At 72.2% G+C, this 24,813-nt stretch carries 24 protein-coding genes; 7 read left to right on the forward strand and 17 right to left on the reverse strand.

All coding sequences use genetic code 11. From position 1 onward, the window contains the following. Window positions 1-67: 67 nt before the first annotated feature. On the forward strand, window positions 68-679 hold the full coding sequence (locus ACH4TP_RS00190) for a YceI family protein (protein ID WP_389232154.1): 612 nt from the start codon (window positions 68-70) through the stop codon (window positions 677-679). A 125-nt stretch (window positions 680-804) separates the two neighbouring features. Here ACH4TP_RS00190 and ACH4TP_RS00195 read toward each other — a convergent pair whose 3' ends face one another. Then, a complete protein-coding gene (locus tag ACH4TP_RS00195; protein ID WP_398434990.1) occupies window positions 805-1,638 on the reverse strand; it encodes a hypothetical protein in 834 nt (277 codons plus the stop codon). A 74-nt stretch (window positions 1,639-1,712) separates the two neighbouring features. Continuing rightward, complete coding sequence (locus ACH4TP_RS00200; RefSeq protein ID WP_398434991.1) at window positions 1,713-2,864, reverse strand: serine hydrolase domain-containing protein; 1,152 nt, start codon at window positions 2,862-2,864, stop codon at window positions 1,713-1,715. Window positions 2,865-3,013: 149 nt separating this feature from the next. On the opposite strand from ACH4TP_RS00200, the gene dnaN reads away from it, so the two are divergent. Then, the gene (gene dnaN / locus ACH4TP_RS00205) at window positions 3,014-4,117 is read left to right on the forward strand and encodes a DNA polymerase III subunit beta (protein WP_398189528.1); all 1,104 of its coding nucleotides are present in this window, start codon (window positions 3,014-3,016) and stop codon (window positions 4,115-4,117) included. A 27-nt stretch (window positions 4,118-4,144) separates the two neighbouring features. Here the strand turns inward: dnaN and ACH4TP_RS00210 are convergent, their stop codons facing one another. The 7 genes from ACH4TP_RS00210 to ureA all read right to left on the reverse strand — a co-directional run bounded on the left by ACH4TP_RS00210 (window position 4,145) and on the right by ureA (window position 12,881). Then, window positions 4,145-5,494 (reverse strand): hypothetical protein, encoded by a 1,350-nt coding sequence (locus tag ACH4TP_RS00210; protein WP_398189525.1) that lies wholly within the window; start codon window positions 5,492-5,494, stop codon window positions 4,145-4,147. Window positions 5,495-5,536: 42 nt separating this feature from the next. Next, window positions 5,537-7,153, reverse strand: coding sequence for a citramalate synthase (cimA, locus tag ACH4TP_RS00215; protein ID WP_398434994.1), 1,617 nt, complete (start codon window positions 7,151-7,153; stop codon window positions 5,537-5,539). Window positions 7,154-7,434: 281 nt separating this feature from the next. Then, on the reverse strand, window positions 7,435-8,745 hold the full coding sequence (locus ACH4TP_RS00220) for an MFS transporter (protein WP_398434996.1): 1,311 nt from the start codon (window positions 8,743-8,745) through the stop codon (window positions 7,435-7,437). Window positions 8,746-8,819: 74 nt separating this feature from the next. Then, window positions 8,820-9,365 (reverse strand): TetR/AcrR family transcriptional regulator, encoded by a 546-nt coding sequence (locus tag ACH4TP_RS00225; RefSeq protein WP_398435758.1) that lies wholly within the window; start codon window positions 9,363-9,365, stop codon window positions 8,820-8,822. Window positions 9,366-9,479: 114 nt separating this feature from the next. Further along, window positions 9,480-10,496: an agmatine/peptidylarginine deiminase gene (locus tag ACH4TP_RS00230; RefSeq protein WP_398434997.1), complete on the reverse strand. Its 1,017-nt coding sequence runs from the start codon at window positions 10,494-10,496 to the stop codon at window positions 9,480-9,482. Window positions 10,497-10,515: 19 nt separating this feature from the next. After that, on the reverse strand, window positions 10,516-12,198 hold the full coding sequence (locus ACH4TP_RS00235) for an urease subunit alpha (protein ID WP_398434999.1): 1,683 nt from the start codon (window positions 12,196-12,198) through the stop codon (window positions 10,516-10,518). Beyond that, window positions 12,198-12,881 (reverse strand): urease subunit gamma, encoded by a 684-nt coding sequence (ureA, locus tag ACH4TP_RS00240; protein WP_398189513.1) that lies wholly within the window; start codon window positions 12,879-12,881, stop codon window positions 12,198-12,200. Before ureA ends, ACH4TP_RS00235 begins: the two co-directional genes overlap by 1 nt. Before the next feature lie 147 nt (window positions 12,882-13,028). Between ureA and ACH4TP_RS00245 the strand changes: the two genes are divergently transcribed. Then, window positions 13,029-14,453, forward strand: coding sequence for a cytosine permease (locus ACH4TP_RS00245; protein WP_398435001.1), 1,425 nt, complete (start codon window positions 13,029-13,031; stop codon window positions 14,451-14,453). Here the strand turns inward: ACH4TP_RS00245 and ACH4TP_RS00250 are convergent, their stop codons facing one another. The 3 genes from ACH4TP_RS00250 to ACH4TP_RS00260 all read right to left on the reverse strand — a co-directional run bounded on the left by ACH4TP_RS00250 (window position 14,454) and on the right by ACH4TP_RS00260 (window position 17,063). After that, window positions 14,454-15,548, reverse strand: a complete 1,095-nt coding sequence (locus ACH4TP_RS00250) for a branched-chain amino acid aminotransferase (RefSeq protein WP_041131396.1) — start codon at window positions 15,546-15,548, stop codon at window positions 14,454-14,456. It lies immediately after the preceding gene. Window positions 15,549-15,809: 261 nt separating this feature from the next. Further along, window positions 15,810-16,850 (reverse strand): 3-isopropylmalate dehydrogenase, encoded by a 1,041-nt coding sequence (locus ACH4TP_RS00255; protein WP_389232119.1) that lies wholly within the window; start codon window positions 16,848-16,850, stop codon window positions 15,810-15,812. An 81-nt stretch (window positions 16,851-16,931) separates the two neighbouring features. Beyond that, window positions 16,932-17,063 carry a hypothetical protein gene (locus ACH4TP_RS00260; RefSeq protein WP_256341282.1) on the reverse strand — a complete coding sequence of 44 codons (132 nt, stop codon included), beginning with the start codon at window positions 17,061-17,063 and terminating at the stop codon, window positions 16,932-16,934. A 302-nt stretch (window positions 17,064-17,365) separates the two neighbouring features. Between ACH4TP_RS00260 and ACH4TP_RS00265 the strand changes: the two genes are divergently transcribed. Together ACH4TP_RS00265 and ACH4TP_RS00270 are read left to right on the forward strand one after the other, a co-directional pair. Further along, window positions 17,366-17,707 (forward strand): PadR family transcriptional regulator, encoded by a 342-nt coding sequence (locus ACH4TP_RS00265; RefSeq protein WP_389232115.1) that lies wholly within the window; start codon window positions 17,366-17,368, stop codon window positions 17,705-17,707. After that, window positions 17,704-18,438 (forward strand): hypothetical protein, encoded by a 735-nt coding sequence (locus ACH4TP_RS00270; RefSeq protein ID WP_398435003.1) that lies wholly within the window; start codon window positions 17,704-17,706, stop codon window positions 18,436-18,438. The genes ACH4TP_RS00265 and ACH4TP_RS00270 overlap by 4 nt, the downstream gene beginning before the upstream one ends. Before the next feature lie 7 nt (window positions 18,439-18,445). Here the strand turns inward: ACH4TP_RS00270 and ACH4TP_RS00275 are convergent, their stop codons facing one another. Further along, on the reverse strand, window positions 18,446-18,982 hold the full coding sequence (locus tag ACH4TP_RS00275; protein WP_398189500.1) for a GNAT family N-acetyltransferase: 537 nt from the start codon (window positions 18,980-18,982) through the stop codon (window positions 18,446-18,448). Window positions 18,983-19,078: 96 nt separating this feature from the next. Between ACH4TP_RS00275 and ACH4TP_RS00280 the strand changes: the two genes are divergently transcribed. Beyond that, the gene (locus tag ACH4TP_RS00280) at window positions 19,079-19,960 is read left to right on the forward strand and encodes an alpha/beta fold hydrolase (RefSeq protein ID WP_398435005.1); all 882 of its coding nucleotides are present in this window, start codon (window positions 19,079-19,081) and stop codon (window positions 19,958-19,960) included. Here the strand turns inward: ACH4TP_RS00280 and ACH4TP_RS00285 are convergent. From ACH4TP_RS00285 to ACH4TP_RS00295, 3 genes are all read right to left on the reverse strand, one after another. After that, entirely contained in the window at window positions 19,950-20,186 is a 237-nt protein-coding gene (locus tag ACH4TP_RS00285; RefSeq protein ID WP_398189494.1) for a hypothetical protein, read from the reverse strand. The genes ACH4TP_RS00280 and ACH4TP_RS00285 overlap by 11 nt on opposite strands. A gap of 124 nt (window positions 20,187-20,310) precedes the next feature. Next, window positions 20,311-21,942, reverse strand: a complete 1,632-nt coding sequence (gene pruA / locus ACH4TP_RS00290; protein WP_389232100.1) for an L-glutamate gamma-semialdehyde dehydrogenase — start codon at window positions 21,940-21,942, stop codon at window positions 20,311-20,313. A gap of 30 nt (window positions 21,943-21,972) precedes the next feature. Next, window positions 21,973-22,899, reverse strand: a complete 927-nt coding sequence (locus ACH4TP_RS00295; RefSeq protein ID WP_389232097.1) for a proline dehydrogenase family protein — start codon at window positions 22,897-22,899, stop codon at window positions 21,973-21,975. Between the two features lie 185 nt (window positions 22,900-23,084). Between ACH4TP_RS00295 and ACH4TP_RS00300 the strand changes: the two genes are divergently transcribed. Continuing rightward, window positions 23,085-24,197: a PucR family transcriptional regulator gene (locus ACH4TP_RS00300; RefSeq protein ID WP_398189490.1), complete on the forward strand. Its 1,113-nt coding sequence runs from the start codon at window positions 23,085-23,087 to the stop codon at window positions 24,195-24,197. A 9-nt stretch (window positions 24,198-24,206) separates the two neighbouring features. On the opposite strand, the gene ACH4TP_RS00305 is transcribed toward ACH4TP_RS00300, so the two are convergent. Then, window positions 24,207-24,782, reverse strand: coding sequence for a TetR/AcrR family transcriptional regulator (locus ACH4TP_RS00305; RefSeq protein ID WP_398435008.1), 576 nt, complete (start codon window positions 24,780-24,782; stop codon window positions 24,207-24,209). Between the last annotated feature and the right edge of the window lie 31 nt (window positions 24,783-24,813).

Raw genomic sequence — 24,813 nt, forward strand, 5'->3', positions numbered from 1 at the left:
AGTTGAACGGAATAGGGCTACAGTCGTTCTCGTTGAAGGTTCAACAAACACCGACAAGGAGCACGTCATGGGCATCTTCAGCCGCAAGAGCAACGAGTCCGCCACCACCACCGCCACCCTCCCGGTGGACCCGGCCCTGGCCGCCCTGACCGGCGAGTACACCATCGACCCGGCGCACAGCAGCATCGGCTTCACCGTCCGTCACGCGATGGTCACCAACGTCCGCGGCACCTTCGCCGAGCACGAGGGCTCGCTGAAGCTCGACGGCTCCGACCCGGGCGCCTCCACCGCCTCGATCGACGTCAAGATCGCCTCCATCGACACCGGCATCGGCGACCGCGACGGCCACCTGCGCAGCGGTGACTTCTTCGACGCCGAGCAGTTCCCGCTGATGACCTTCCGCTCCACCTCCGCCGAGCAGCTGGGCGGCGACAAGTACCGCGTCACCGGCGACCTGACCATCAAGGACGTCACCAAGCCGCTCTCCATCGACCTGGAGTTCAACGGCACCGCCACGGACGTCTACGGCAACGAGCGCGTCGGCTTCGAGGGCTCCGCCGAGATCCTGCGCTCCGCGTGGGGCCTGACCTGGAACGCGGCCCTGGAGACCGGTGGCGTCATGGTCAGCGACAAGGTCAAGCTGAACTTCGACATCTCCGCCATCAAGAACGCCGCCTGACCCCTTCCGGGAAACCCTTTCCGGACCCCCTTCCCGGAACCCCCGTCCGGCCCCGGACACACGAGCGCGCCCGCCCTCCGCAGCAGCGGAAGGCGGGCGCTCGGCGTTCGCGGGAGTGCCGGGCGTCAGCCGCGCTTCTCGGAGGCGGTGCGGAAGGCGAGGGCGGTCTTCGCGACCGAAGCGAGGTCGCCGTCTCCCCCGACCAGTACGCTGCCGAAGGTCTCGGCATCGGTCCACGCGCACAGCACCGTCGGCACCCCGGACGACGCGAGGTTCCCGCAGCTCAGCTTCCCGCCCCAGGGTCCGGCGTCGAAGGCGGTGACGTCCTCCGCCTTGGCCCCGGCGAAGAAGTTCCGCAGCTCCTGGTCGAGCGTCTCCCCCCGCTTCTGCGTGAAGAGCGAGGGGTCCCATTCGACGGCGTCGATGCCGAGCATCAGGTCCGGGGCGCCGTCGCCGTCACGGTCGTAGTACCACTGCCTGCCTCGCGGCTTCTTCTTCCCCTTCAAGGGGTCGGCCCCCGCGAGGATGCGGTACTCGCCGACCCGGTCGGGCCCCTCGACAACCCGGGCCCGGACGGTCTCCCCCGGCTTCGCCGCGGCCACGGCCGCCCCGGTGGAACCGGCGCCCGACTGCCCGGCCGGGGGCCGGCCCTCGTACGAGAGCGCCCTCGTGACGCCGAGGGCGACGATCGCCGCGACCGCGCCGAGGGCGATCGCCTTCCGGCGGCGGGCGCGCGCCCAGGAGCCGTCGGTGCCGCCGTCCGTGACGCGCGCGTCGGCCAACGCGGCCTCGGCGAGCGGCAGGGGCGCGGCCGCGACGCGGGGGCCCGGGGCCTCGTGGCGCCAGGAACGGGTGAGGCGCCAGACCAGGGCCGCGGCCAGGAGGGCGACGAGGAGCGTCCCGACGGCCTGGCCCTGGGCGTAGGCCTCCGAGGAGGTGTCGACGGCAAGGGTGATCATGACGATGATCGTAGGAGCGCGGCGGGCCCGCGCCGATCACGATCTCGCATCACCCGGAAGCGTGATCCCGCAGGTCAGGCGGTCTTGGCCGCCGCCTCGACGACCGCCGGGATCAGGCGGGCGTTCTCGGCGGCGCCCGGGCCGGACATGAAGCCGAAGCGGCGGCGGGCGTAGCTGTAGGCGAGGCCGGTCGCCGGGTCGGCGAAGGACTGGGAGCCGGGGGCGCCGCTGTGGCCGACGGCGCCGGGGCCGAGCGAGGGGTAGCGGGTGGCCAGCGGGACGAAGCCGAGGCCGAAGGCGTTCTCCCCGCCGGTCACCAGGTCGGTGCCGCGGGAGTGGATCCGGGCGAACTCGGCGAGGGTCCCGGGGGCGAGGAGCGGCGGCCGGCCGTCGAGCTCGCCCGCCATCGCCGCGTACATCCGGGAGAGGCCGCGCGCGGTGCCGACGCCGCCGCCGGAGAGCGGGGCCTTCTCCCGCACGGCCCGGGAGTTGCCGTAGGCGGGGTTGTCGAACGGCGGGTCGGCGTGGAGGTTGAAGGCGATGCCCATGAGGCTGTCGGGGGCGACCGGGTTCGCCGCGAGGAACTCCCGCTCGGCGGGGGTGGGCTCCAGCGGCAGGACCGTGCGGAACCGGGGTTCGAGCTCCTCGGGCAGGCCGAGGTAGTAGTCGAGCCCGTACGGGACGCGGACCCGCTCCTCGTAGATCTCCTGGATCGTCCGGCCGGTGGCCCGCAGGATCACCTCGCCGACGAGGGCCCCGATCACCAGGGCGTGGTAGCCGTGGCCGGTGCCCGGCTCCCAGAAGGGGCGCTGCCCCGCGAGGCGGGCGGCGATCCGGCGGTCGTCGGCGAGCTCCTCCATCGAGAAGCCCCCGTCCACGCCGATCACGCCCGAGCGGTGGGCGAGCAGCTGCCGGAGGGTGAGCCCGCCCTTGCCCTCGGCGGCGAACTCGGGCCACCAGGAGGCGACCGTGCGGTCCAGGTCCAGGACGCCGTCCTGGACGAGGAGCGCGGCGATCAGGGCCATGGCCCCCTTGGACGAGGAGTAGAGCGGGAGCAGGGAGTCGCCGTCGACGCCGTCACCGCCCCAGAGGTCGACGACCAGCCGGCCGTGGTGGTGGACGGCGAGCTGGGCGCCGCCGTCCCGCGCCTCGTTCGCGGCGATCTCCGCGAACACCTCGCGCACGGACTCGAATCCGGGCTCCACCCTGCCGTGGACTTCGGTCATGGCTCTGCTCCCCCTGCCTGTCGCTGTCACGGACGGAAAGAAGAACGATCATGGGCGCGGTTTCCTTCCCGTCCACGGGAGTCCGCTGCGAAGCCGCCCGAAACCGCAGGTCAACGCCTTTGTCAGTGGCGGCCGCTAGCGTCGTCGGCATGGAATTCCGCATCGACAGCGCCGTGTTGACCGACGCCGTGGCTTGGGCCGCGCGCGTCCTGCCCGCCCGCTCCCCCCTGCCCGTCCTCGGCGGTCTGCTCCTGGAGGCGGCGGACGGCGGGCTGCGCGTCTCGGGCCTCGACCACGAGGCCTCGGCCCGCGTCGAGGTCGAGGCCGACACCGCCGTCGACGGCCGGGCGCTGGTCCTCGGGCGGCGTCTGCTCGACATCTGCAAGGTCCTCCCCCGGGGCGTCACCGAGGTCGCCGTGGAGGGCGCCCGCCTCTCGGTGACCTCGGGCGGCGCCCGCTTCGGCCTCTCCCTGCTGCCGCTCGACGACTACCCCGCCGCGCCCGCGCTGCCCGAGGTGCGCGGGCTCGTGGACGGGGACGCCTTCGCGGCGGCGGTCGGCCAGGTCGCCGTGGCCGCGGGCCGGGACGACTCGCTGCCCGTGCTGACCGGGATACGGCTCGCCCTGGACGGCGGCACCATGACGCTGGCCGCCACCGACCGCTACCGGTACGCGGTCCGCACCCTGGAGTGGAAGCCCGAGGCCGGCGCCCCCGCGGAGGGCGCCGACGTGGTCGTCCCGGCCCGCCGCCTCACCGAGATCGCCCGCTCCCTCGCCGGCACGGGCCCCGCCCGCCTCGCCCTCGACTCCGGCTCCCTCGGCTTCGAGAGCGCGGGCACCCGCACCACCACCCGGCTGCTCGACGGCCGCCTCCCCCGCCACGACAAGCTCTTCGCCCTCGGCGAGCACGCCCTCGCGGTCACCGAGCTGGCCCCGCTGACCGAGGCCGTCAAGCGGGTCGCGGTCGTCGCGGAGGGCGACAGCCCGGTGCAGCTGGCCTTCTCCCCCACCGGCCTCCACCTCCAGGCGGGGTACGAGGACGACGTGGCCTCCCAGCGCCTGCCCGCCACCCTCACGGGCTCGGAGTCCCTGACGGTCGCCTTCAACCCGGGCTACCTGCTGGACGCCCTCGGTTCCCTGGACGCCCCCGAGGTCCACTTCCACCTCCTGGGCCCCGGCCAGCGCGCCCTCCTCACCGACGGCCCGGACGCCACCCACCGCCACCTGCTGATGTCGGTGAAGCCGCTGGTCTGAGCTCCTCGGGGGTACGGGAAAGGGGCGCTAGAACCCGCCGCCGCCGTCGAAGCCGCCTCCGCCACCGTCGAAGCCTCCGCCGCCCCCGAAGTCACCGCCGCCGAAGTCGCCCGAACCGAAGTCCCCGGCGCTGAAGTCGCCGCCCTGGAAGCCCCCGAAGTCCCCGCCGCCGTACTCGGAGGCGTAGGCCGGGGTGGAGAGCATGGAGCCGAGCATGGTGCCCACCAGGAGGCCGGGGAGCATCCCGCCGCCGAAGTAGCCGCCGGCCCAGGGGCCGTAGGCGGGGCCCGCCTCCCAGTAGGGGCGGCGGCCGGTCTCGGTGTCGACGGTGCGGGCCACGGGGTCGAGGCCGTCGTCGAGGCGGGCCGCGTCGGCGGCGCAGACCGGGACCTCGCGGGCGGAGCCGCCGGGCGGGATCCAGGTGCGGTCCGTGGTGGAGGGGCCGTGGCGGGGGTCGAAGAAGCAGGGCGGCCGGCGGTCGGGGAGCGGGCGGGACTCGCGGCGGGCGGCCAGGACGGCGAGGGAGAAGCGGCCGTCCTCCAGGGCCTGGGTGACGGCGCGGACCTCGTGCGGCCGGGTGACCGCGCCCATGCGGGACTTGGCGCTGTCGTACGAGTCGAGGGCGCGCTCGTAGTCGGCGCGCATGGCGTCGTCGGCGCCGGGCTCGGCGGGGTGGAAGTCGAGGCGTTCGAGTTCCTCGCCGAAGGCGGTGATGTCCTCGTCGACGACGACCCGCAGCCGGTCGAGGGCGGCGCGCTCCTCGGCCTCCTTGCGGAGCCGGTTGCGGCGGACGACGGCGTAGGCGCCCGCGCCGCCGGCGACGACGACCGCGCCGAGGGTGACGAGCCCGGCGACGGGGACTCCGGAGTCCTTCCCCACGGCACCCCAGGAGGCGGGGGCGGAGCCGCGCATCGCGGGCAGGGCCTGGTCGACGAAGTCGTTCAGCTCGGTGGCCGCGTCGACGCCGGGCGCGCGTACGGAGGCGACGAGGTTCTCCACGGCGGCCGGGGACATGACCGCCGGGTCGACGCCCGCGTCGAAGCGGTCGCCGAGGCGCACCGCGTAGAGGCCGGCGATGCCGGTCTGGGCGCGCAGGTTGTCGATGAGGCCCTTGGGCGGGAACTGCGCGTTCGCCGGGAGCACCGCCACGAGGAGCGGCTTGTCCGCGTCCTTGATCTTCTGCGCGAGGCTCTTCGCGTCGGCCGTGGAGATCTGGTCGGCGGCGCCCGGGTCGACGTAGACCGGGCCCCGTTTCAGGGCGGCGGCCGCGTCGGACACGCCCGTGGCCCTGGCACCCGCGAGGGGCGCCAGGACCAGCAGCAGGAGCAGGATCAGCCCGCCGAGGGCCGATCCCGTGGACATCGCCCTGGTCCTCATGGTTCGAAGCTACCCGAACCGGACCGAAGCGAACATGCGGGACTATTCGGCGGGGTCGATTCCGGCCCGGAGGAGGCCGTAGGTGAAGGCGTCCTCCAGGGCCTGCCAGGAGGCGGCGATGACGTTCTCGCCGACGCCGACCGTGGCCCACTCGCCGTTGCCGTCGCTGGTGGTGATCAGGACGCGGGTCGTGGACTCGGTGCCGTGGCGGCCCTCCAGGATGCGGACCTTGTAGTCGATCAGCTCGAACTTGGCGAGCTGCGGGTAGATCCGCTCCAGGCCGGTCCGGATCGCCCGGTCGAGGGCGTTGACCGGGCCGTTGCCCTCGGCGGTGGCGACGATCCTCTCCCCCTTGGCCCAGAGCTTCACGGTGGCCTCGTTGGCGTGGATGCCGTCGGGGCGGTCCTCGACGATCGCGCGCCAGGACTCCGTGCGGAAGTAGCGCCGGGCCCGGCCCTCGACCTCCTCGCGGAGCAGCAGCTCGAAGGAGGCGTCGGCGGCCTCGTACGTGTAGCCCTTGAGCTCGCGCTCCTTGACCCGCTCGACGACCCGGCCGACGAGCTCGCGGTCGCCGCCCAGGTCGACGCCGAGCTCCTTGCCCTTGAGCTCGATGGAGGCGCGGCCGGCCATGTCGGAGACCAGCATCCGCATGGTGTTGCCGACCAGCTCGGGGTCGATGTGCTGGTAGAGGTCGGGGTCCACCTTGATCGCGGAGGCGTGCAGGCCCGCCTTGTGCGCGAAGGCGGAGACGCCGACGTACGGCTGGTGGGTGGAGGGGGTGAGGTTGACGACCTCGGCGATGGCGTGCGAGATCCGGGTCATCTCGGCGAGGGCGCCCTCGGGGAGGACCTTCTTGCCGTACTTGAGCTCCAGGGCCGCGACGACGGGGAAGAGGTTGGCGTTGCCGACCCGCTCGCCGTAGCCGTTGGCGGTGCACTGCACGTGGGTGGCGCCCGCGTCGACGGCGGCGAGGGTGTTGGCGACGGCGCAGCCGGTGTCGTCCTGGGCGTGGATGCCGAGGCGGGCGCCGGTGTCGGCGAGGACGGTGGCGACGACGGCCTGGATCTGGGCGGGGAGCATCCCGCCGTTGGTGTCGCAGAGGATGACGACGTCGGCGCCGGCCTCGTGCGCGGCGCGGACGACGGCCTTGGCGTAGTCCGGGTTCGCCTTGTAGCCGTCGAAGAAGTGCTCGCAGTCGACGAAGACCCGGCGCCCCTGGGAGACCAGGTGGGAGACGGTGTCGCGGACCATCTCCAGGTTCTCGTCGAGGGTGGTGCGCAGGGCCAGTTCGACGTGCCGGTCGTGCGACTTGGCGACGAGGGTGATCACCGGAGCGCCGGAGTCGAGGAGCGCCTTGACCTGCGGGTCCTCGGCGGCGTTGCCGCCGGCCCGGCGGGTGGCGCCGAAGGCGACGAGCTGCGCGTTCTTGAACGCGATCTCCTGCCGGGCGCGGGCGAAGAACTCCGTGTCGCGCGGGTTGGCGCCGGGCCAGCCGCCCTCGATGAAGCCCACGCCGAACTCGTCGAGGTGCCGGGCGATGGTCAGCTTGTCCGCGACGGTGAGGTTGATGCCTTCACGCTGCGCCCCGTCGCGCAGGGTCGTGTCGAAGACATGGAAGCTGTCGTCGAGGCGCGAGCTCTCGGCGTTCTCCGTGGTCATGGCTGTGATGGCTCCTGTCGGATGTGGCTCCGGAAGGTATGGATCCACTTGCCCCCATTCTCACGCGTCGCCCGTTTCCGGCGTGGGTGGGGCCGGAAAACGAAAAAACCCCTCGCGGGTGCGAGAGGTCTGCGCGCGGGTCTGGGGCACGGTGTCCACTGCCGCGGGGTTGTTCCGCGGTTCAGTGGCCACTGCGGACCGGCGCGCCGCTGCCGATAATCATCGTGGTAGCAAGCACGCCGGAAGTCTGACACAGGTTCGGGAGCGGCGGGACGCCGGTCTCACGATACGGGCAGTTGATCTCGTTTCCGGCCGGTCGGGGCGGCGCCGACCCGCCCCAGGTCGATGTCGCGGGTCTCCCGCATCGTGAGGTAGACGACCAGCGAGACGGCCGCGCAGCCCGCCACGTACCAGGAGAAGCCCGACTCGATTCCGGCGTCCTTGAACCAGAGCGCCACGTACTCGGCGGTGCCGCCGAAGAGGGCGTTGGCGATCGCGTACGGCAGGGCGACGCCGAGGGCGCGGACGCCGGTCGGGAAGAGCTCGGCCTTCACGCAGGCGTTGATGGACGTGTACCCGGTGACGACGACGAGCGCGAGGAGGGAGAGGCCGAGGGCCGGCCAGAAGGAGCCCGCATGCCTGAGCATCGTCAGGATCGGGACGGTGAGGAGGGTGGAGCCGACCGCGAAGGTGATGAGGAGCGGGCGGCGCCCGATCCGGTCGGAGAGCCGGCCGGCGAGCGGCTGGAGGCAGGCGAAGACGACGAGGGCGCAGAGGGAGACCAGGGTGGCGGTCGGCTTGGGCAGCCCGGCGGAGTTCGACAGGTACTTGGTGAGGTAGGTGGTGTACGTGTAGTACGCCACGGTCCCGCCCATGGTGAGCGCGACGACGAGGAAGGCCTCCCGCTTGTGCGCCCACAGGGCCCTGAGGGTGCCGCGATCGGCCTGGTCGGCGCCGGTCTCCTCGTACACCTCGGTCTCCAGCATGTTCCGCCGCAGATAGAAGACGACGGCCGCGCCGAGGGCGCCGACGACGAAGGGGACGCGCCAGCCCCAGGCGTGCAGGGCCTGGTCGGACAGGGTGCGCTGGAGGACGAGCAGCAGGCCGAGGCCGAGGATCTGGCCGGCGGTCATCGACACGTACTGGAAGCTGGACGCGAAGCCCCGGTGCTCCGGCGCGGAGGCCTCGGTGAGGTAGGTGGCGCTGGCCGCGTACTCGCCGCCGACGGAGAGGCCCTGGAGGAGCCGGGCGAGCAGCAGCACGACCGCGCCGCCGTACCCGGCGACGGCGTACGTGGGCGCGATGGCGATCAGCACGGCGGAGGCGGACATCAGCGTCACCGTCAGGGTGAGCGCCGCCTTCCGCCCCTTCCGGTCGCCGACCCGGCCGAAGAGCCAGCCGCCGACCGGGCGCATGAAGAACCCGACGGCGAAGATGCCGGCGGTGTTCATGAGCTTGGCGGTGTCGTCGCCCTCGGGGAAGAAGGCCCCCGCGAAGTAGGTGGCGAAGCTCGCGTACACGAACCAGTCGAACCACTCGACCATGTTGCCCGCGGAACCGACCCAGATCTTCTTCCAGTGCTCTCGTCCCATGGGCAGGACCGTGCCGGAGGGAGCGCGGGGGCAACAAGGGTGCAACGCGCAACGATCGGGAGTACTTGCGTGCGTTACGGTCGCGAGATCAGCGTTTCGGCGATGAACTCCCGCACGTGCGCGAGGACTTGCTCCCTCCCCGTGCCCGGGATGCCGACGGCGACGTGCACGCTGAAGCCGTCGAGCAGGGCCCGCATCCGGTGCGCGAAACGGTCCGGGTCGACGGCCCGGAACTCCCCCCGCGAGACCCCCTCGGCGAGGATCGCGACGAGGTCCCGGTGCCAGGCCCCCTCGATGGCGGCCTGCCGCGCGCGGGCGTCGGCGTCGGCGTTCTGCGACCGGTTCCACACCTCCAGCCACAGCGTCCAGTGCGGGTCCCGGGGCCCGTCGGGCACGTACACGTCCACGTACCCGTCGAGCCGCTCCCGCGCGGTCCCCGGCCGGGACAGCAGCGCACTCCGCTCCGCCCCGAGCCGCCCCTCGCTCCACTCCAGCGTCTGCAGCAGCAGCTCGTCCTTGGTGCGGAAGTAGTAGAGCAGATGCCCGCTGCTCATCCCCACCTGCCGCCCGAGCCCGGCCATGGTGAGCCCGTCGAGCCCGCGCTCGGCGATGGTGTCCATGGCGGCGGCGAGAACGTCCTCACGGGGCGGTGCCGCCTGGTTGCGCCGGCGGGGGTGGGGTGCCGGGTTGCTGCTCGTACTCACCCGTATGTTCTACCTCACCCCCTGTCGCGCTCAGACCTTCGGCTGCTGCTGCGTGATGCAGTGGATGCCGCCGCCGCTCGCGAAGATCGTGCGGGCGTCGGTGAGGACGACCTCGCGGTCGGGGAAGAGGCGGCGGAAGATCTCGGCCGCGACCTCGTCGTGGGGGTCGTCGAAGGAGCAGAGGACGACGCCGCCGTTGCAGAGGTAGTGGTTGATGTACGAGTAGTCGACCCAGTCGCCCTCCTCGTCCTTGAGGACGGTCGGGGCGGGGACCTCGATGACCTCCAGGGGGCGGCCCTGGGCGTCGGTCTGGGCGCGGAGGATCTCCACGTACATCTTCGAGCGCACGTAGTCGGGGTGGGCCGGGTCCTGCTGGCTGTGGACGAGGACGGTGCCGGGGCGGGCGAAGGCGGCGACGATGTCGACGTGGCCCTGGGTGCCGTAGAGGCCGTAGTCGCCGGCGAGGCCGTGCGGGAGCCAGATGGCCTTGGTCGTGCCGAGCTTGGCGTGTATCTCCTGCTCGACCTGCTCGCGGGTCCACTCGGGGTTGCGGCCGGAGCCGAGCTGGACGGTGTCGGTGAGGAGGACGGTGCCCTCGCCGTCGACGTGGATCGCGCCGCCCTCGTTGACGAGGGGGGACGGCTGCACGGGGACCCCGGCGACGTCCGCGACATGGCGGGCGATCTTGGAGTCGTGCTCCCAGCGGGCCCAGTCCTGGGCGCCCCAGCCGTTGAACACCCAGTCCACGGCGGCGAGTTCGGTTCCGTCGGTGACGAAGGTCGGGCCGATGTCCCGCATCCAGGCGTCGTCGAGCTCGCGCTCGACCAGGTCGATGTCCTCGCCGAGGAGCGCGCGGGCCGAGTCGGCGTCGCCGGGGGCGACGACCATCGTGACCGGCTCGAAGCGGCGGACGGTGCGGGCCACCGCCGCCCAGGCCTCGCGGGCCTCGGTGAGCTCGCGCTCGTCGGTGAAGGTGGGGTTGGGGCTGGGCCAGGCCATCCAGGTGCGCTCGTGCGGCGTCCACTCGGCGGGCATGCGGAAGGTCATGAGGAGGTCCTAAGGAAAGTCAGAGGAAGTAGAGGCGGTTGAGGGAGACGGACTCGGCCGCCTCGGAGCGGATCGGGGAGCCGTCGAGCGAGACGAGGCCGGTCCGGCCGTCGACCTGCACGTCGCCGATGCGGGAGTTGAACCGCAGGTCGGCGGGGCCGATGCCGCGGGTGCCGCGCACGGCGACCCGGCGGCGTCGGGTCGGCATGGCGTCGGAGCCGAGGTCGACGGCCGCCTGCGCGACGAACGCGACGGAGAGGTCGGCGGCCGTGGCGCCGTGCGCGCCGAACAGCGGCCCGAGGACGAGCGGTTCGCAGGTGTCGGTGGCGGCGTTCGGATCGCCCACGACCCCCCACGCGGGGAAGCCGGACTTCAGCACCAGTTGGGGCTTGGCGCCGAAGAACTCGGGCCGCCACAGCACGATGTCGGCGAGCTTGCCGACCTCGATCGAGCCGATCTCGTGCGCGAGGCCGTGGGCGATCGCCGGGTTGATGGTGAGCTTGGCCATGTAGCGCAGCACGCGCGCGTTGTCGTCGTGCGCGCCGTCGCCCTCCATCGGGCCCAGCTCGGCCTTCATCTTCCCGGCCATGGCGAAGGTCCGGCGTACGGTCTCGCCGGCCCTTCCCATCCCCTGCGCGTCGGAGGAGGTGATCCCGATCGCGCCGAGGTCGTGCAGGACGTCCTCCGCGCCCATCGTCCCGGCCCGGATCCGGTCGCGCGCCATGGCCGCGTCGCCCGGGAGGTCGGTCTTCAGGTCGTGGACGGAGACGATCATCCCGTAGTGCTCGGCGACCGCGTCGCGGCCGAAGGGCAGGGTGGGGTTGGTGGAGGAGCCGATGACGTTCGGCACGCCCGCCATCTTCAGGACGTTGGGGACGTGTCCGCCGCCGCAGCCCTCGATGTGGAAGGCGTGGATCGTACGGCCGTCCAGCACCTTCAGGGTGTCCTCGACCGACAGGCACTCGTTCAGGCCGTCCGAGTGGAGCGCCACCTGGACGTCGTGCTCCTCGGCGACCCGCAGGGCCGTGTCGAGGGCCCTCGTGTGGGCGCCCATGTCCTCGTGGACCTTGAAGCCGGAGGCACCGCCCTCGGCGAGCGCCTCCACCAGCGGCGCCGCGTCCGAGGAGGAGCCTCGGGCCAGGAAGCCGATGTTGACCGGCCAGGCGTCGAAGGCGTTGAAGGCGTGCTTGAGGGCCCAGGGCGAGTTGACGCCGACGCCCCAGACGGGACCGAACTCCTGGCCGATGATCGTGGTGACGCCGCTCGCGAGCGAGGCCTCCATGATGCGGGGCGAGAGCAGGTGGACGTGGGTGTCGACGGCTCCGGCGGTGGCGATGAGGCCCTCGCCGGAGACGATCGAGGTGCCGGTGCCGACGACGACGTCGACGCCGTCGAGGGTGTCGGGGTTGCCGGCCCGCCCGATCGCGTGGATCCGGCCCTCGCGGATGCCGATGGACACCTTGCGGACGCCCTGCACGGCGTCGATGACCAGGACGTTGCTGATGACGACGTCGCAGGTCTCGCGGACGGCCGCGGCCTTGAGGTGGAGGCCGTCGCGGGCGGTCTTGCCGAAGCCGGCCAGGAACTCGTCGCCGGGCTTCTGGGCGTCCGACTCGACGCGGACGACGAGCCCGGAGTCGCCCAGGACGACCCGGTCGCCGGCGCGCGGGCCGTGGACAGATGCGTACTCGTACGGGTCCATCAGTTCTCGACTCCCAGGTAGCCACAGGCCGCCGCGCGCCGCAGGGCCTCTTCCTTCGCGCCGGGCGCGTCCAGCGGCCCGTCGACCAGGCCCGCGAAGCCGATGGCGACGCGGGCGCCGCCGATCGGCACGAGCCCGACCTCGGCCTCGCCGCCCGGGTCGAAGCGGAAGGAGGCTCCGGCGGGGATGGCGAGCCGCATGCCGTAGGCGGCGGCCCGGTCGAAGTCGAGGCGCGGGTTGACCTCGAAGAAGTGGAAGTGGGAGGTGACGCTCACGGGGACCGTCGCCGTGTTCCGTACGGTCATCCGCACGGCGGGTTCCTGCTCGGGGTGGCCGGGGCCGGGCAGCAGCGCGCCCGGCGCCCCGGCGCCCAGACCGCCCCCGCCGATCGGGTCGGAGACGACCGCGAGCCGGGAGCCGTCGTCGAAGACGGCCTCGACGTGGACCTCGGTGACCACGTCGGCGACGCCGGGCAGGACGTCGTCGGGGCCGAGGACGGAGCGGGCCGCCTCGATCGCCTCGGCGAGTCGCTTGCCGTCGCGGGCCGCCTCGCAGACGGTGTCCGCGATGAGCGCGGTCGCCTCGGGCACGTTGAGCCGCAGGCCCCTGGCCCGGCGGGCTCGGGCGAGCTCGGCGGCACCGAAGAGAAGCAGCCGGTCGCGTTCCGTGGGGGTCAGTCTCACGCCCCAAACACCTCCTGCAATTGCGACACGTTTGAGTGACACTCTAAATGTTGAGCCGCTCGCTTCCAAGCATTGACGTCACCGACAGCCTTAGGTCACATTGAGCGCCGCTCTAAAACAGTCCCGATCGCCCCGCAGGGAGTCCCCATGGCGATAGAACAGCGCGGAGTCGACACCATCCCGGAGGCCGAACGCACCAGCGGCCCCCGCGACCTCGTGTCGATCCTGCTCGGATCCAACCTCTGTCTGGGGGTGATCGTCTTCGGCTGGCTGCCGGTCTCCTTCGGACTCGGCTTCTGGGCCTCGGTGACCTCCGTCGTCACCGGCACCCTCGTCGGCGTCGCGGTCACCTCCCCGCTCGCGCTCGTGTCGCTCCGCACCGCGACCAACCTCTCCACCTCCTCCGGCGCCTTCTTCGGCGTCCGCGGCCGGCTCGTCGGCTCCGTGGTCGGGCTGCTGCTCTCGCTCGGCTACACCGCGCTGACCCTCTGGATCGGCGGCGACGTGATGGTGGGGGCGCTCGCCCGCCTGATCGGCCTGCCGACCGGCGGCGCGGCCCACGCCACCGTCTACGCGGTCCTGGCCGCCTGCACCGTGGTGGGCGCGGTGTACGGCTACCGGCTGCTGCTGAAGCTGAGCAAGGTGCTCGCGATCGGCATGACGGTGCTCCTCGCCGTCGGCCTGGTCGCCTACGCCGGGGACTTCACGACGGCGGCGGTCCCGGACACCCCGTACCTGCTCGGCTCCTTCTGGCCGACCTGGCTGCTCTCGGCCGTCGCGGCGGGACTCAGCGGCCCGGTCGCCTTCATCACCCTGCTGGGCGACTACACCCGGTACGTCTCCCCCGAGCGGTACAGCCCGAAGACCATCTGGCGGGCCACCTGCCTGGGCCTGACCGTGGGCCTGCTGGTCCCGCAGCTCTTCGGCACGTTCACCGCCCTGGCCGCGCGCGGCGGCCTGGACTACGCGGGCCCGCTCGTCGCGGCCTCGCCCGTCTGGTACCTCGTACCGCTGCTGGTCTCCGCCAGCGCCGGCTCCGTCGGCAACGCGGGTCTGATGCTGTACTCGATGGGGCTCGACCTCGACGCGATCCTCCCGAAGGCCACGCGCGCGCGTGCCACCCTCGTGGTCGCGGCGGTGTCCACGGCTTTCGTCTTCGCCGGCCACTTCGCCTCGGACGCCCAGACGGCGATGACCTCGTTCGTGCTGCTGCTCACCGCGATCGGCACCCCGTGGGCGGTGATCACCCTGATCGGGCACGCCCGCTGCGGCGGTGTGTACGACCCGGAGGCGCTCCAGGTCTTCAACAACCGCTCGCGCGGCGGGATCTACTGGTTCTCGGCGGGCTGGCACCCGCGCGCCACCGTCTCCTGGGCGGTCGGCGCGGCGGTCGGCCTGGCCGCGGTGTCGACGCCGCTCTACGAGGGGCCGCTGCTCGCCCTGACGGGCGGGATCGACTGCAGCTTCGTCTTCTCGGGGATCGTGGGCGGCGCGCTGTACGCCGTACTGACGCCGAACAGGGCTCCCGCGACCGTGACGACGGCCCCGGAAGCCCTGGCGGCGACGGAGTAGTTACTGCTTGCCGAGTTCGTGCATCCAGCCGTGGACGTCCTCGGACTTCCCGGTCTGGATGGCGAGCAGCGCCTCGCGCAGCTTCATCGTGACCTCGCCGGGCTCGCCGCCCGACTGCTGCCACTCGCCCCGGGCGGACTTGACCGTGCCGACCGGGGTGATGACGGCGGCGGTGCCGCAGGCGAAGACCTCGGTGAGGGTGCCGTTGGCGCTGTCGGCCTGCCACTGGTCGATGGAGACGCGGCCCTCCTCGGGCTCGTAGCCGAGGTCCTTGGCGAGCTGGAGGAGGGAGTCGCGGGTGATGCCCTCCAGGATGGAGCCGGTGAGGGTCGGCGTGACGATCTTGTTCCCGTACACGAAGTACAGGTTCATGCCGCCGAGCTCCTCGACCCACTTGTGCTCGACCGCGTCGAGGTAGCAGACCTGGTCGCAGCCCTTGGCCGCCGCCTCGGCCTGCGCGAGCAGGGAGGCCGCGTAGTTGCCGCCGGTCTTGGCGTCGCCCATGCCGCCGGGGACGGCGCGGACGCGGTCCTCGGAGGCCCAGATGGAGACGGGCTTCACGCCGCCGGGGAAGTACGGGCCGGCCGGGGAGGCGATGACGACGAAGAGGTACTCGTTGGCCGGGCGGACGCCGAGGCCGACCTCGGTCGCGATCATGAACGGGCGCAGGTAGAGCGAGGACTCGCCGCCGTGCGCCGGGACCCAGGCCTCGTCGTGCCGGACGAGCACGTCACAGGCCTCGACGAAGGTCTCGACGGGCAGCTCGGGCATGCCGAGGCGGTGCGCGGAGCGCTGGAACCGGCGGCCGTTGGCGTCGGGACGGAAGGTGGCGACCGAGCCGTCGGGGCGGCGGTAGGCCTTCAGGCCCTCGAAGATCTCCTGCGCGTAGTGCAGGACGTTCGTGGCGGGGTCCAGGGAGAGCGGACCGTACGGCACGAGCTGGGCGTCGTGCCAGCCGCGGCCCTCGGTCCACCGGATGGTGACCATGTGGTCGGTGAAGTGGCGGCCGAATCCCGGGTTGGCCAGGATCGCCTCGCGCTCCGCGGCGGACAGCGGGCTGGAGGAGGGCTTGAGCTCGATCGTGGGCGTCGTCATGAGTGCGTGTCCTTCACCGGTTGTGATGGGGAGGACCGCGCGCGCACGTCGCTGTCGGGGACGGCTGTCCCTGACGAGGCGGCGTACGGGCATGCCCGTATGCCGCGGCCCCACGTCCGATTATCGCCCGTGGGGACCGGTGCGGGAAACGGGTGGGCACGGTCCGGAGTTCGAGGGGGAAGCGCCCCGCGACCGCGCAAAGGACGGCCGCCGGGCGCTGAACGCGACCCGGCGGCTGCTGCTGATGTCAGTCGGCGCGGGTCAGCTCGCTACTCGCGCGGCGAGCGCGTCGCCGATCTCGTCCGTGGTGCGGACGCTGTCGCCGCGCTCGGTGAGGTCGGCCGCGACGGCCTCCTCGACCCGGGCGGCCTCGGCCTCGTGGCCGAGGTGGCGCAGCAGGAGGGCGACGGAGAGGACGGTGGCCGTGGGGTCGGCCTTGCCCTGGCCCGCGATGTCCGGCGCGGAGCCGTGGACCGGCTCGAACATGGACGGGAACTCGCCGCTCGGGTTGATGTTGCCGGAGGCGGCGACGCCGATGCCGCCGGAGACGGCCGCGGCGAGGTCGGTGATGATGTCGCCGAAGAGGTTGTCGGTGACGATCACGTCGAAGCGGGCCGGGTCGGTGACGAGGAAGATCGTCGCGGCGTCGACGTGCAGGTAGTCGGTCGTGACCTCGGGGAACTCGGCCGCGACCTTGTTGAAGATGTTCGTCCAGAGGTGGCCGGCGAAGGTCAGCACGTTGTTCTTGTGGACCAGCGTCAGCTTCTTGCGCGGGCGGGCCTGGGCGCGGGCGAAGGCGTCCCGGACCACGCGCTCGACACCGAAGGCGGTGTTGACCGAGACCTCGGTGGCGACCTCGTGCTCGGTGCCCTTGCGGATGGTGCCGCCGTTGCCCGTGTACGGGCCCTCGGTGCCCTCGCGGACCACGACGAAGTCGATCTCGGGCTGCCCGGCGAGCGGGGTGGCGACGCCGGGGAGCAGCTTCGAGGGGCGCAGGTTCACGTGGTGGTCGAAGGCGAAGCGGAGCTTCAGGAGGAAGCCGCGCTCCAGGACGCCGGACGGCACCGACGGGTCGCCGATGGCGCCGAGCAGGATGGCGTCGTGCTTCTTGAGCGAGTCGAGGTCGGCGTCGGTGAGGGTCTCACCGGTGGCGTGGTAGCGCTTGGCGCCGAAGTCGTACTCCTCGGTCTCCAGCTTCACGTCCTGGGGAAGGGCGGCCGCGAGGACCTTGAGGCCCTGGGCCACGACCTCCTGGCCGATGCCGTCGCCGGGAATGACTGCGAGATTGATGCTGTGAGACATGTCGGCACCCTACTCTTCGTCCCATCGTCTGACACGTAACGTCCACCATGTGGACGAACGGACAGTCGGCGGGAGGGCCTCTCAGTGGCCGGTGGAGCCGCCGTTGTCACGGCGGTCGAGGGCGCGCTGGAGGGCGGCGGCGGCGTTCTGGCGGGCCTCGTCGCTGGGACGGTTGGCGGAGTGGCGGACGCGGCGGGCGGTCTGAGCGGCCATGGGGGATCGACTCCTTGAGATCAATTGGTGATCCGGATGTGCGGAGATCAGCTTGTGATCGAAGGCGCCGGAAGGGGCGGGGAGCGCCGCCGCAGGGGTTGCCTGCACGGGGCGTCGCGCTCTCGACCGCCATTCGCTTGATGAAGCGAGACGTTCGGCTCCTACAAAGCTAGGGCAGCCCTCCGCATCTGTCTCCACAATTACTCGGACTTCCTACTATCTGAGACGGCCTTCAACGCTCCGTGGAACACGACTCTCCTACCTAGGTTGCATTCCTACCTAGGTAGTGATCAGATGTGCGCATGGCAGCAGACCGCAGATCCAGCTGGCTCAAGGGAGTCCTCGACCTGCTCGTCCTCTCCCGCCTGACCGACGGGGAGAGCTACGGGTACGAGATCGCCAAGGCGCTCGCCGAGGCGGGGCTCGGCGAGATCAAGGGCGGGACGCTCTACCCCGTCCTGAACCGCCTGGAGGAGGCCGGTCTGGTGGAGGCCGAGTTCCGCGCCGCCGAGCGCGGCCCGGGACGGCGCTACTACCGGCTCACGGACCTCGGCCGCGAGCGGCTCGCCGCCGAGACCGGGGCGTGGCTCGCCTTCCACCGCGCCGTACAGACCACGCTCAGCCCAGGGGGAACGACACCATGACCACCGACGCCTACTTCGCCGAGTTCGCCGCCTCGCTGCGCGCCGCCCGGGTGCCCGAGGAGCAGATCGCCGCGACCGTCGAGGACCTGCGGGCCCACCTCGCGGAGACGGGGACGGCCCCGGAGGAGGAGTTCGGCCCCGCCGCCGCGTTCGCCGCGCAGCTCGGCGGTCTCGCGCCCGAGCCCGGCGAGCCGGACGAGCGGGCCGAGTCCTGGACGTGGACCGCCGACTTCTTCAACGACCGCCGGATGCTGGCCGTCCACGGCGACCAGGGCTGGGAGGTGGAGTCGCTCGACGCGATCGGCCGGTTCGTCTGCCGCCGGACGCCCGGCTCGGCGCTGCGCTGGGAGTACCGCCGCGAGGTCATCGCCGGGCGCCGGCGCGGCCGCGTGTTCGACGAGCTCACGCCGGAGGGCTGGGAGCTGTGCGGGGAGTGGCTGGTGTACGGCTACTTCAAGCGGCCGCGCGCGGCGACCGCGGGACCGGCGGGCACGGTGGGGGCGCCGCCGGCCACCCCGCAGCGGTGGCTGTTCCTGAGCCGTCGGGGCAAGGCGGTGCTCGCGGTCTGGGGCGCCCTGGTCGGCGGTGCGCTGGCGGCGTTCTTCGTCGGGGTGCTCGGCACGGGCGGCCTGGCGATCACGGTCGCCCTCGCGTCCATGGTCTCGGCCGCCTGGACCTCCCGGCTGGAGACGGCCACGGGCCGCGCCCGGCAGAAGGCCGACCACGGCTGACGGCCCCTCACATCACGTCGCCGTCCCGCCAGTCGAAGACCAGCGGGGCGGCGGGGTCCGGCAGGACCCGGCCGGCCGCGGGGCGCAGGAAGACGTGGCCCTCCTCCTCGGCGAGACGGACGGTCCCCTCGGGACCGAGTGCTTCGAGGCGCCCCTCCCAGACCCGCCAGCCGCGCGCCCGGTAGAGCGCGGCCCCCTCGTCCGAGGCGCCCAGCGCCCCGAAGGGGTACGCGCCGTCGATCACCCGCTCGAGCCCGGCCATGACCGCCCCGCCGAGCCCCCGCCGCCTGAGGTCGTCCCGTACGGCGACCCCCTCGACGTATCCGACGCGGTGCGAGCGGCCCCGGTGGAGCGCGCGCCGCTGCACGACGGCGCCGTGGGCGGCGATGCCCCGCCCGTCCTCGATCCAGGCGTGGACGCCGCCGAGGGTGTGGTCCCAGTCGTCCTCGGAGAAGTCGCCGTCGAAGGCGGCGTCGAGCAGTTCGCGTACGGAGCGGAGCCGGGCGGCTCCGAGTTCATGGGTGGGCGCGATCCTGACATCCATGGACCCACCCTAACCCCCATCACCCCATTGACAGGTTAATCCCGGCCTGATTGAGTCCTGCCATAACCAGTGACGAAGACTTGAGGGGTTAGAACGATGTCCGTGCTGCCGACCCACCACCGCACCGTCACCGTCCGGGGCCACGAGATCGCCTACCGCGAGGCCGGCCCCGCCGACGCCCCCGTCCTGCTCCTGCTGCACGGCTTCCCCACCAGCTCGCACATGTTCCGCGACCTGATCCCCCTGCTCGCCGACTCCCACCGGCTGATCGCCCCCGACCACCTGGGCTTCGGCCGCAGCGCCGCGCCCGCCGACTTCCCGTACACCTTCGCCGGACTGGCCGCGCTCACCGCCGAGTTCACCGAGGCCCTCGGCCTCGACCGGTTCGCGCTCTACATCCAGGACTACGGCGCCCCCATCGGCCTGCGCCTCGCCCTCGCCCACCCCGAGCGGATCACCGCGATCATCACCCAGAACGGCAACGCCTACGAGGAGGGCCTCGGCGCCGAGGCCTGGGCGCCCGTCCTCGCCCTCATCGAGGAGCGCACCCCCGAGACCGAGGAGCCCGTCCGCGCCATCCGCTCCCCGGAGGGCATCCGGTGGCAGTACGAGACGGGCGTCCCCGCCGAGTACCGCGACCTCCTCAGCCCGGACGCCTGGCACCACGACGCCGCACTGATGGCCCGCGCGGGCCAGGACGGCATCCAGCTGGACCTGATCGCCGACTACGGCTCCAACTTCGCCCTCTACCCGGCCTTCCAGGAGTACTTCCGCACCTCCCGGGTCCCGCTCCTCGCCGTCTGGGGCGAGGGCGACCAGGTCTTCGTCCCGGCGGGCGCCGAGGCCTTCCGCCGCGACCTCCCGGACGCCGAGATCCACCTCCTGCCCACGGGCCACTTCGCCCTGGAGACCCACGCGCCGGCGATCGCCGCCCTGATCGACGACTTCCTCGGGCGGCACGTCCTCCTCAGGCCGTAGCCCTCTCCAGGTCGCGGGTGACCCGCTCCACCCAGGCGGTGAGCTCCTCCCGGGAGCGGGCCTCGCCTCCGCCCAGGGCCGCGGCCTGGGCGTCCGTGATCCGGTCGGATCCCGGCGCGGTCAGCAGCCGGTTCAGCTCCTTCATCAGGGACAGCATCCGCAGCGCGTCGAGGTGCTCGATCGCGTCGACCCCGTGCCCGGGGCCGAGTGTCGTCGAACCGGGCATGTCCTGCCTCCTCACCGAGCCCCCTCCCAGCAGCGTAAGCCCGCCGCATGAGAACCGCCCCCGTCCTCGATTGGGGGAAGAGGAGGGGGGCGGTGTCAGGGGGCCTCCACGAGGCCGGGGGGCGTCAGCCCATGTGCGGGTAGCCGTACTCGGTCGGCGGGACCAGCGTCTCCTTGATGGCGCGGGTCAGCGTCCAGCGCATCAGGTTCTGCGGGGCGCCGGCCTTGTCGTTCGTACCCGAGGCGCGGCCGCCGCCGAAGGGCTGCTGGCCGACGACGGCACCGGTCGACTTGTCGTTGATGTAGAAGTTGCCCGCGGCGAAGCGGAGCTTCTCCATCGTGTACGCGGCGGCCGCGCGGTCGCCGGAGATGACCGAGCCGGTGAGGGCGTAGTCCGAGACCGACTCCATCTGGGTCAGCATCTCGTCGTACTTGTCGTCCTCGTAGACGTGGATCGCGAGGATCGGGCCGAAGTACTCGGCCTTGAAGACCTCGTTCTCCGGGTCGTCGCAGACGATGACGGTCGGGCGGACGAAGTAGCCCACCGAGTCGTCGTAGGTGCCGCCGGCGATGATCGTGCAGCTCGGGTCGGCCGCGGCACGGTCGATCGCCGCCTTGTTCTTGGCGAACGAGCGCTCGTCGATGACGGCGCCGATGTAGTTCGACAGGTCGGTGACGTCACCCATCTTGATGCCGTCGATCTCGGCCGCGAACTCCTCCTTGAAGCCGTCGTTCCAGATCGACGCCGGGATGTACGCACGCGAGGACGCGGAGCACTTCTGGCCCTGGAACTCGAAGGAGCCGCGGTTCAGCGCGGTCTTCAGGACGGCGCGGTCGGCGCTGGGGTGGGCGACGACGAAGTCCTTGCCGCCGGTCTCGCCGACGATCCGCGGGTACGAGCGGTACTTCTCGATGTTGTTGCCGACCGTCTTCCACAGGTGCTGGAAGGTCTTGGTCGAGCCGGTGAAGTGGATGCCGGCCAGGTCGCGGTGGTTCAGGGCCACCTCGGAGACGGCGATGCCGTCGCCGGTCACCAGGTTGATAACGCCCTTCGGCAGGCCGGCCTCCTCCAGGAGCTCCATGAGGAGCACGGCGGAGTGGGTCTGCGTCGGGGACGGCTTCCAGACCACCACGTTGCCCATGAGGGCGGGCGCGGTGGGCAGGTTGCCCGCGATGGCCGTGAAGTTGAACGGCGTGATCGCGTAGACGAAGCCCTCGAGGGGGCGGTGGTCCAGGCGGTTCCAGACGCCCGGGGAGTTCGCCGGGGGCTGCTCGGCGAGGATCTGGCGGGCGTACGCCACGTTGAAGCGCCAGAAGTCGACGAGCTCGCACGGGGTGTCGATCTCGGCCTGCTGGGCGGTCTTCGACTGGCCGAGCATGGTGGACGCGGCCAGCGTCTCGCGCCACGGGCCGGCGAGCAGCTCGGCGGCGCGCAGGATGATCGCGGCGCGGTCGTCGAAGGACATCGCGCGCCAGGCCGGGGCGGCGGCCAGGGCGGCGTCGATGGCGTCCTGGGCGTCCTGCTGGGTGGCGCCGCGGAAGGTGCCGATGACGGCCTTGTGGTTGTGCGGCTGGACGACCTTGAACTCCTCGCCGCCGCCGAGGCGCTTCACGCCGCCGATGGTCATCGGCAGCTCGCGCGGGTTCTCGGCCAGTTCCTTGAGCTTGACCTCGAGGCGGGCGCGCTCCGGGGAACCGGGGGCGTAGCTGTGCACCGGCTCGTTGACCGGAGCGGGGACCTGGGTGACAGCGTCCATGAGTCGCGTAACTCCTTGTGAGAGGTGGGCTCAGCCCTTGGTGAGGATGGAGCGGACGAAGAAGAGGAGGTTGGCCGGCTTCTCCGCGAGGCGGCGCATGAAGTAGCCGTACCAGTCGGTGCCGTACGCGGTGTAGACGCGCATGCGGTGGCCCTCGGCGGCGAGACGGTTCTGCTCCTCGCTGCGGATGCCGTACAGCATCTGGAACTCGTACTCGTCCAGCTTGCGCCCGGCGCGGCGGGCCAGCTCCTGGCCGATGGAGATCAGGCGCGGGTCGTGCGAGCCGATCATCGGGTAGCCCTCGCCCTCCATCAGGATCTTCATGATCCGGACGTAGGCCTTGTCGATCTCGGGCTTGTCCTGGATGGCGACCTCGGCGGGCTCCTTGTAGGCGCCCTTCACGATCCGGACGCGGGAGCCGTTCGCGGCGAGGCGGCGGGCGTCCTCCTCCGTGCGGAAGAGGTAGGCCTGGATGACGCAGCCGGTCTGCGGGAAGTCCTTCCGCAGCTCCTCGTGGATGGCGAACATCGAGTCGAGGGTGGTGTGGTCCTCGGCGTCCAGGGTGACGGTGGTGCCGATCTCGGCGGCGGCCTCGACGACCGGGCGGACGTTCGCGAGGGCCAGCTCGTGGCCGTTCTCCAGGGACTGGCCGAACATCGACAGCTTCACGGACATCTCGGCGCGCTCGCCGAGGCCCAGCTCCTTGAGCCGGCCGATGAGCTCCAGGTAGGCGTCCCGGGCGGCGTACGACTGCTCGACGGTGGTGATGTCCTCACCGACGACGTCGAGGGTGACCTCCAGGCCGCGGCCGCTGAGCTCGGAGACGATCGGGACGACGTCGTCGACCGTCTCGCCGGCGATGAAGCGGGCGACGACCTGCTTGGTCCCGGGGGCGGCCGAAACGAGACGGCGCATCTTGTCGCTGCGCGACGCGGCGAGGATCACGGGACCCAGCACGGGGTACCTCCAGAAGGACAGGGTGACGAAAGGTGCCGTACCCGATCTTCCGTAAGAAACAGGTAACAGCACGAAGAACCACCGTGAAACCTACGGATCGCTCCGATCGTCCGCCATCTACAGCTGTCACGCATCCGTGCCGGGCATCTCATACATATGTCTGAGGAGGGTGCGAGAATGGCTCCGTGAAGGGCGATTACCAAGAACTGGTGGACGAGATCTCCGCGCTGCTCGGCGCACCGGCGACGCTGGAGAACCGTGATTTCGGGCTGATCGCCTTCGGCGCCCACGACAGCGACGACGACACCGCCATGGACCCCGTCCGGACGCGGTCGATCCTGACCCGGAAGTCGACCCCGGCGGTCCGCGCCTGGTTCGAGGGCTTCGGCATCACCCGGGCGACGGGCCCGGTCCGCATCCCGGCCGCCCCGGACGCCGGTGTCTTCCGGGACCGCATCTGCCTCCCCGTACGCCATCGGGGCGTCGTCCTCGGGTACGTCTGGCTGCTCGACGCCGAGCCCGGCCCCACGCCCGCCCAGCTCACGGCCGCGATGGAGGTCGCCACCCGGATCGGCGGCCTCCTCGCCGACGAGGAGCGCGCGGACGCCGACCTCTCGCGCGAGTTCGCCGCGGTCCTGACCGCCGGGCGCGGCTGGCAGAGCGACATGGCCGTCGCGGCGCTCCGGGTGGCGCTCGGCCCCAGCGCGGACGGCCTGCACACCGTCGTCTGCGTGACGCCCTGGCGGGGCGAGGCCCCGTCGATCCGGGCGGTCCCCGGCGCGGCGGCGGTCGCCGTGCTCCCCGAGGCCGAGTCCCTCGCCGTCCTCGTGCGGCTGCGCACGGCCGAGGACCTCTCCCCCGCCCACACGGCCGCCGACCGGCTGCGCGCGGCCGCCCCGGCCGGCATCGCGAACCCCCGCCGGGGCCTCGCGGAGCTCCCGGCGGCCTGGCGCGAGGCCAACACGGCGGCCCGCGCCGCCACGGCGCAGCCGACGCTCGGCCCGGTCGCGGAGTGGACCGGGATCGGCCCGTACCGGCTGCTCGCGGCGCTCTACCACCCCGAGATCGACCCCGTCGTCGCCCCTCTCCTCGCCCCCGCCCACACGGAACTGGCCCGCACCGCCGAGGCGTTCCTCGACCACGCGGGCCAGGCGGGCCGCACGGCGGCGGCCCTGGGCATCCACCGCCAGACCCTCTACTACCGGCTGTCCCGGGTCGAGCAGCTCACCGGCCTCGACCTGGACGACGGCGAGGACCGCCTCCTGCTCCACATGTCCCTGAAGTCGGCCCGGCTCTGAGGGTCCCCCCTACCGGCCCTCCATCAGGACCCGCAGTCCGGCGGTGAGGTCGTCGGCGCTCGGCGCGGTCTCCGGGTCGACCATCCACTGGATCATGACGCCGGTCGCGAGGGCCTGGCAGAGCAGTCCGGCGACCCGGGCCTTCTCCGGGTCGGCCTCCGGGTCGATGCCGAGGAAGCCCTGCGCCATGCCGAGGCGGCCCTCGCGCTGGGGTTCCTTGATGGCCTCGCGGAGCTTCTCGTCGTCGTCGATGCGGGTGACGACCTCGGTCTGGAGCTTCCAGACCGGCCGGCTCGGCCCAGCCGCGGCGATGACCTGCTCCCAGACGGCGTGGAAACGCTCGTACGGGTCGGCCGGCAGCGGCTTCTCGCCCTCGGCCCCGGCCGCGCCCGCCCGGTCGCCCCACTCCTCGGTCAGTGCCAGGAAGGCCTGCTGGAGCAGGGCGTCCTTGGAGCCGTAGTGGTAGCCGATGGAGGCGAGGTTGGTGCCCGAGGCGGCGACGATGTCGCGCGCGGTGGTGCGCCCGTACCCCTTCTCCAGGAGGCAGCGCTTGGCGCCTTCGAGAAGGTCTTCCTTGTGTCCCATGACAGCACTGTACCCGACCGATAGACGAGCG

It is taken from the genome of Streptomyces sp. NPDC021012 (assembly GCF_044333355.1).
Taxonomy (GTDB): Bacteria; Actinomycetota; Actinomycetes; order Streptomycetales; family Streptomycetaceae; genus Streptomyces.

Coding starts and splice junctions, on each gene's coding strand:
- ACH4TP_RS00250 (WP_041131396.1), bottom strand. CDS start 15,548: ATGACGACGCCCACGATCGAGCTCAAGCCCTCCTCCAGCCCGCTGTCC.
- ACH4TP_RS00285 (WP_398189494.1), bottom strand. CDS start 20,186: ATGCCCGGTTCGACGACACTCGGCCCCGGGCACGGGGTCGACGCGATC.
- ACH4TP_RS00305 (WP_398435008.1), bottom strand. CDS start 24,782: ATGGGACACAAGGAAGACCTTCTCGAAGGCGCCAAGCGCTGCCTCCTG.
- ACH4TP_RS00225 (WP_398435758.1), bottom strand. CDS start 9,365: ATGGACACCATCGCCGAGCGCGGGCTCGACGGGCTCACCATGGCCGGG.
- pruA (WP_389232100.1), bottom strand. CDS start 21,942: ATGGACGCTGTCACCCAGGTCCCCGCTCCGGTCAACGAGCCGGTGCAC.
- ACH4TP_RS00255 (WP_389232119.1), bottom strand. CDS start 16,850: ATGTCTCACAGCATCAATCTCGCAGTCATTCCCGGCGACGGCATCGGC.
- ACH4TP_RS00265 (WP_389232115.1), top strand. CDS start 17,366: ATGGCAGCAGACCGCAGATCCAGCTGGCTCAAGGGAGTCCTCGACCTG.
- ACH4TP_RS00260 (WP_256341282.1), bottom strand. CDS start 17,063: ATGGCCGCTCAGACCGCCCGCCGCGTCCGCCACTCCGCCAACCGTCCC.
- ACH4TP_RS00245 (WP_398435001.1), top strand. CDS start 13,029: ATGGCGATAGAACAGCGCGGAGTCGACACCATCCCGGAGGCCGAACGC.
- ACH4TP_RS00190 (WP_389232154.1), top strand. CDS start 68: ATGGGCATCTTCAGCCGCAAGAGCAACGAGTCCGCCACCACCACCGCC.
- ACH4TP_RS00280 (WP_398435005.1), top strand. CDS start 19,079: ATGTCCGTGCTGCCGACCCACCACCGCACCGTCACCGTCCGGGGCCAC.
- cimA (WP_398434994.1), bottom strand. CDS start 7,153: ATGACCACGGAGAACGCCGAGAGCTCGCGCCTCGACGACAGCTTCCAT.
- ACH4TP_RS00220 (WP_398434996.1), bottom strand. CDS start 8,745: ATGGGACGAGAGCACTGGAAGAAGATCTGGGTCGGTTCCGCGGGCAAC.
- dnaN (WP_398189528.1), top strand. CDS start 3,014: ATGGAATTCCGCATCGACAGCGCCGTGTTGACCGACGCCGTGGCTTGG.
- ACH4TP_RS00210 (WP_398189525.1), bottom strand. CDS start 5,494: ATGAGGACCAGGGCGATGTCCACGGGATCGGCCCTCGGCGGGCTGATC.
- ACH4TP_RS00270 (WP_398435003.1), top strand. CDS start 17,704: ATGACCACCGACGCCTACTTCGCCGAGTTCGCCGCCTCGCTGCGCGCC.
- ACH4TP_RS00230 (WP_398434997.1), bottom strand. CDS start 10,496: ATGACCTTCCGCATGCCCGCCGAGTGGACGCCGCACGAGCGCACCTGG.
- ACH4TP_RS00200 (WP_398434991.1), bottom strand. CDS start 2,864: ATGACCGAAGTCCACGGCAGGGTGGAGCCCGGATTCGAGTCCGTGCGC.
- ACH4TP_RS00275 (WP_398189500.1), bottom strand. CDS start 18,982: ATGGATGTCAGGATCGCGCCCACCCATGAACTCGGAGCCGCCCGGCTC.
- ACH4TP_RS00195 (WP_398434990.1), bottom strand. CDS start 1,638: ATGATCACCCTTGCCGTCGACACCTCCTCGGAGGCCTACGCCCAGGGC.
- ACH4TP_RS00235 (WP_398434999.1), bottom strand. CDS start 12,198: ATGGACCCGTACGAGTACGCATCTGTCCACGGCCCGCGCGCCGGCGAC.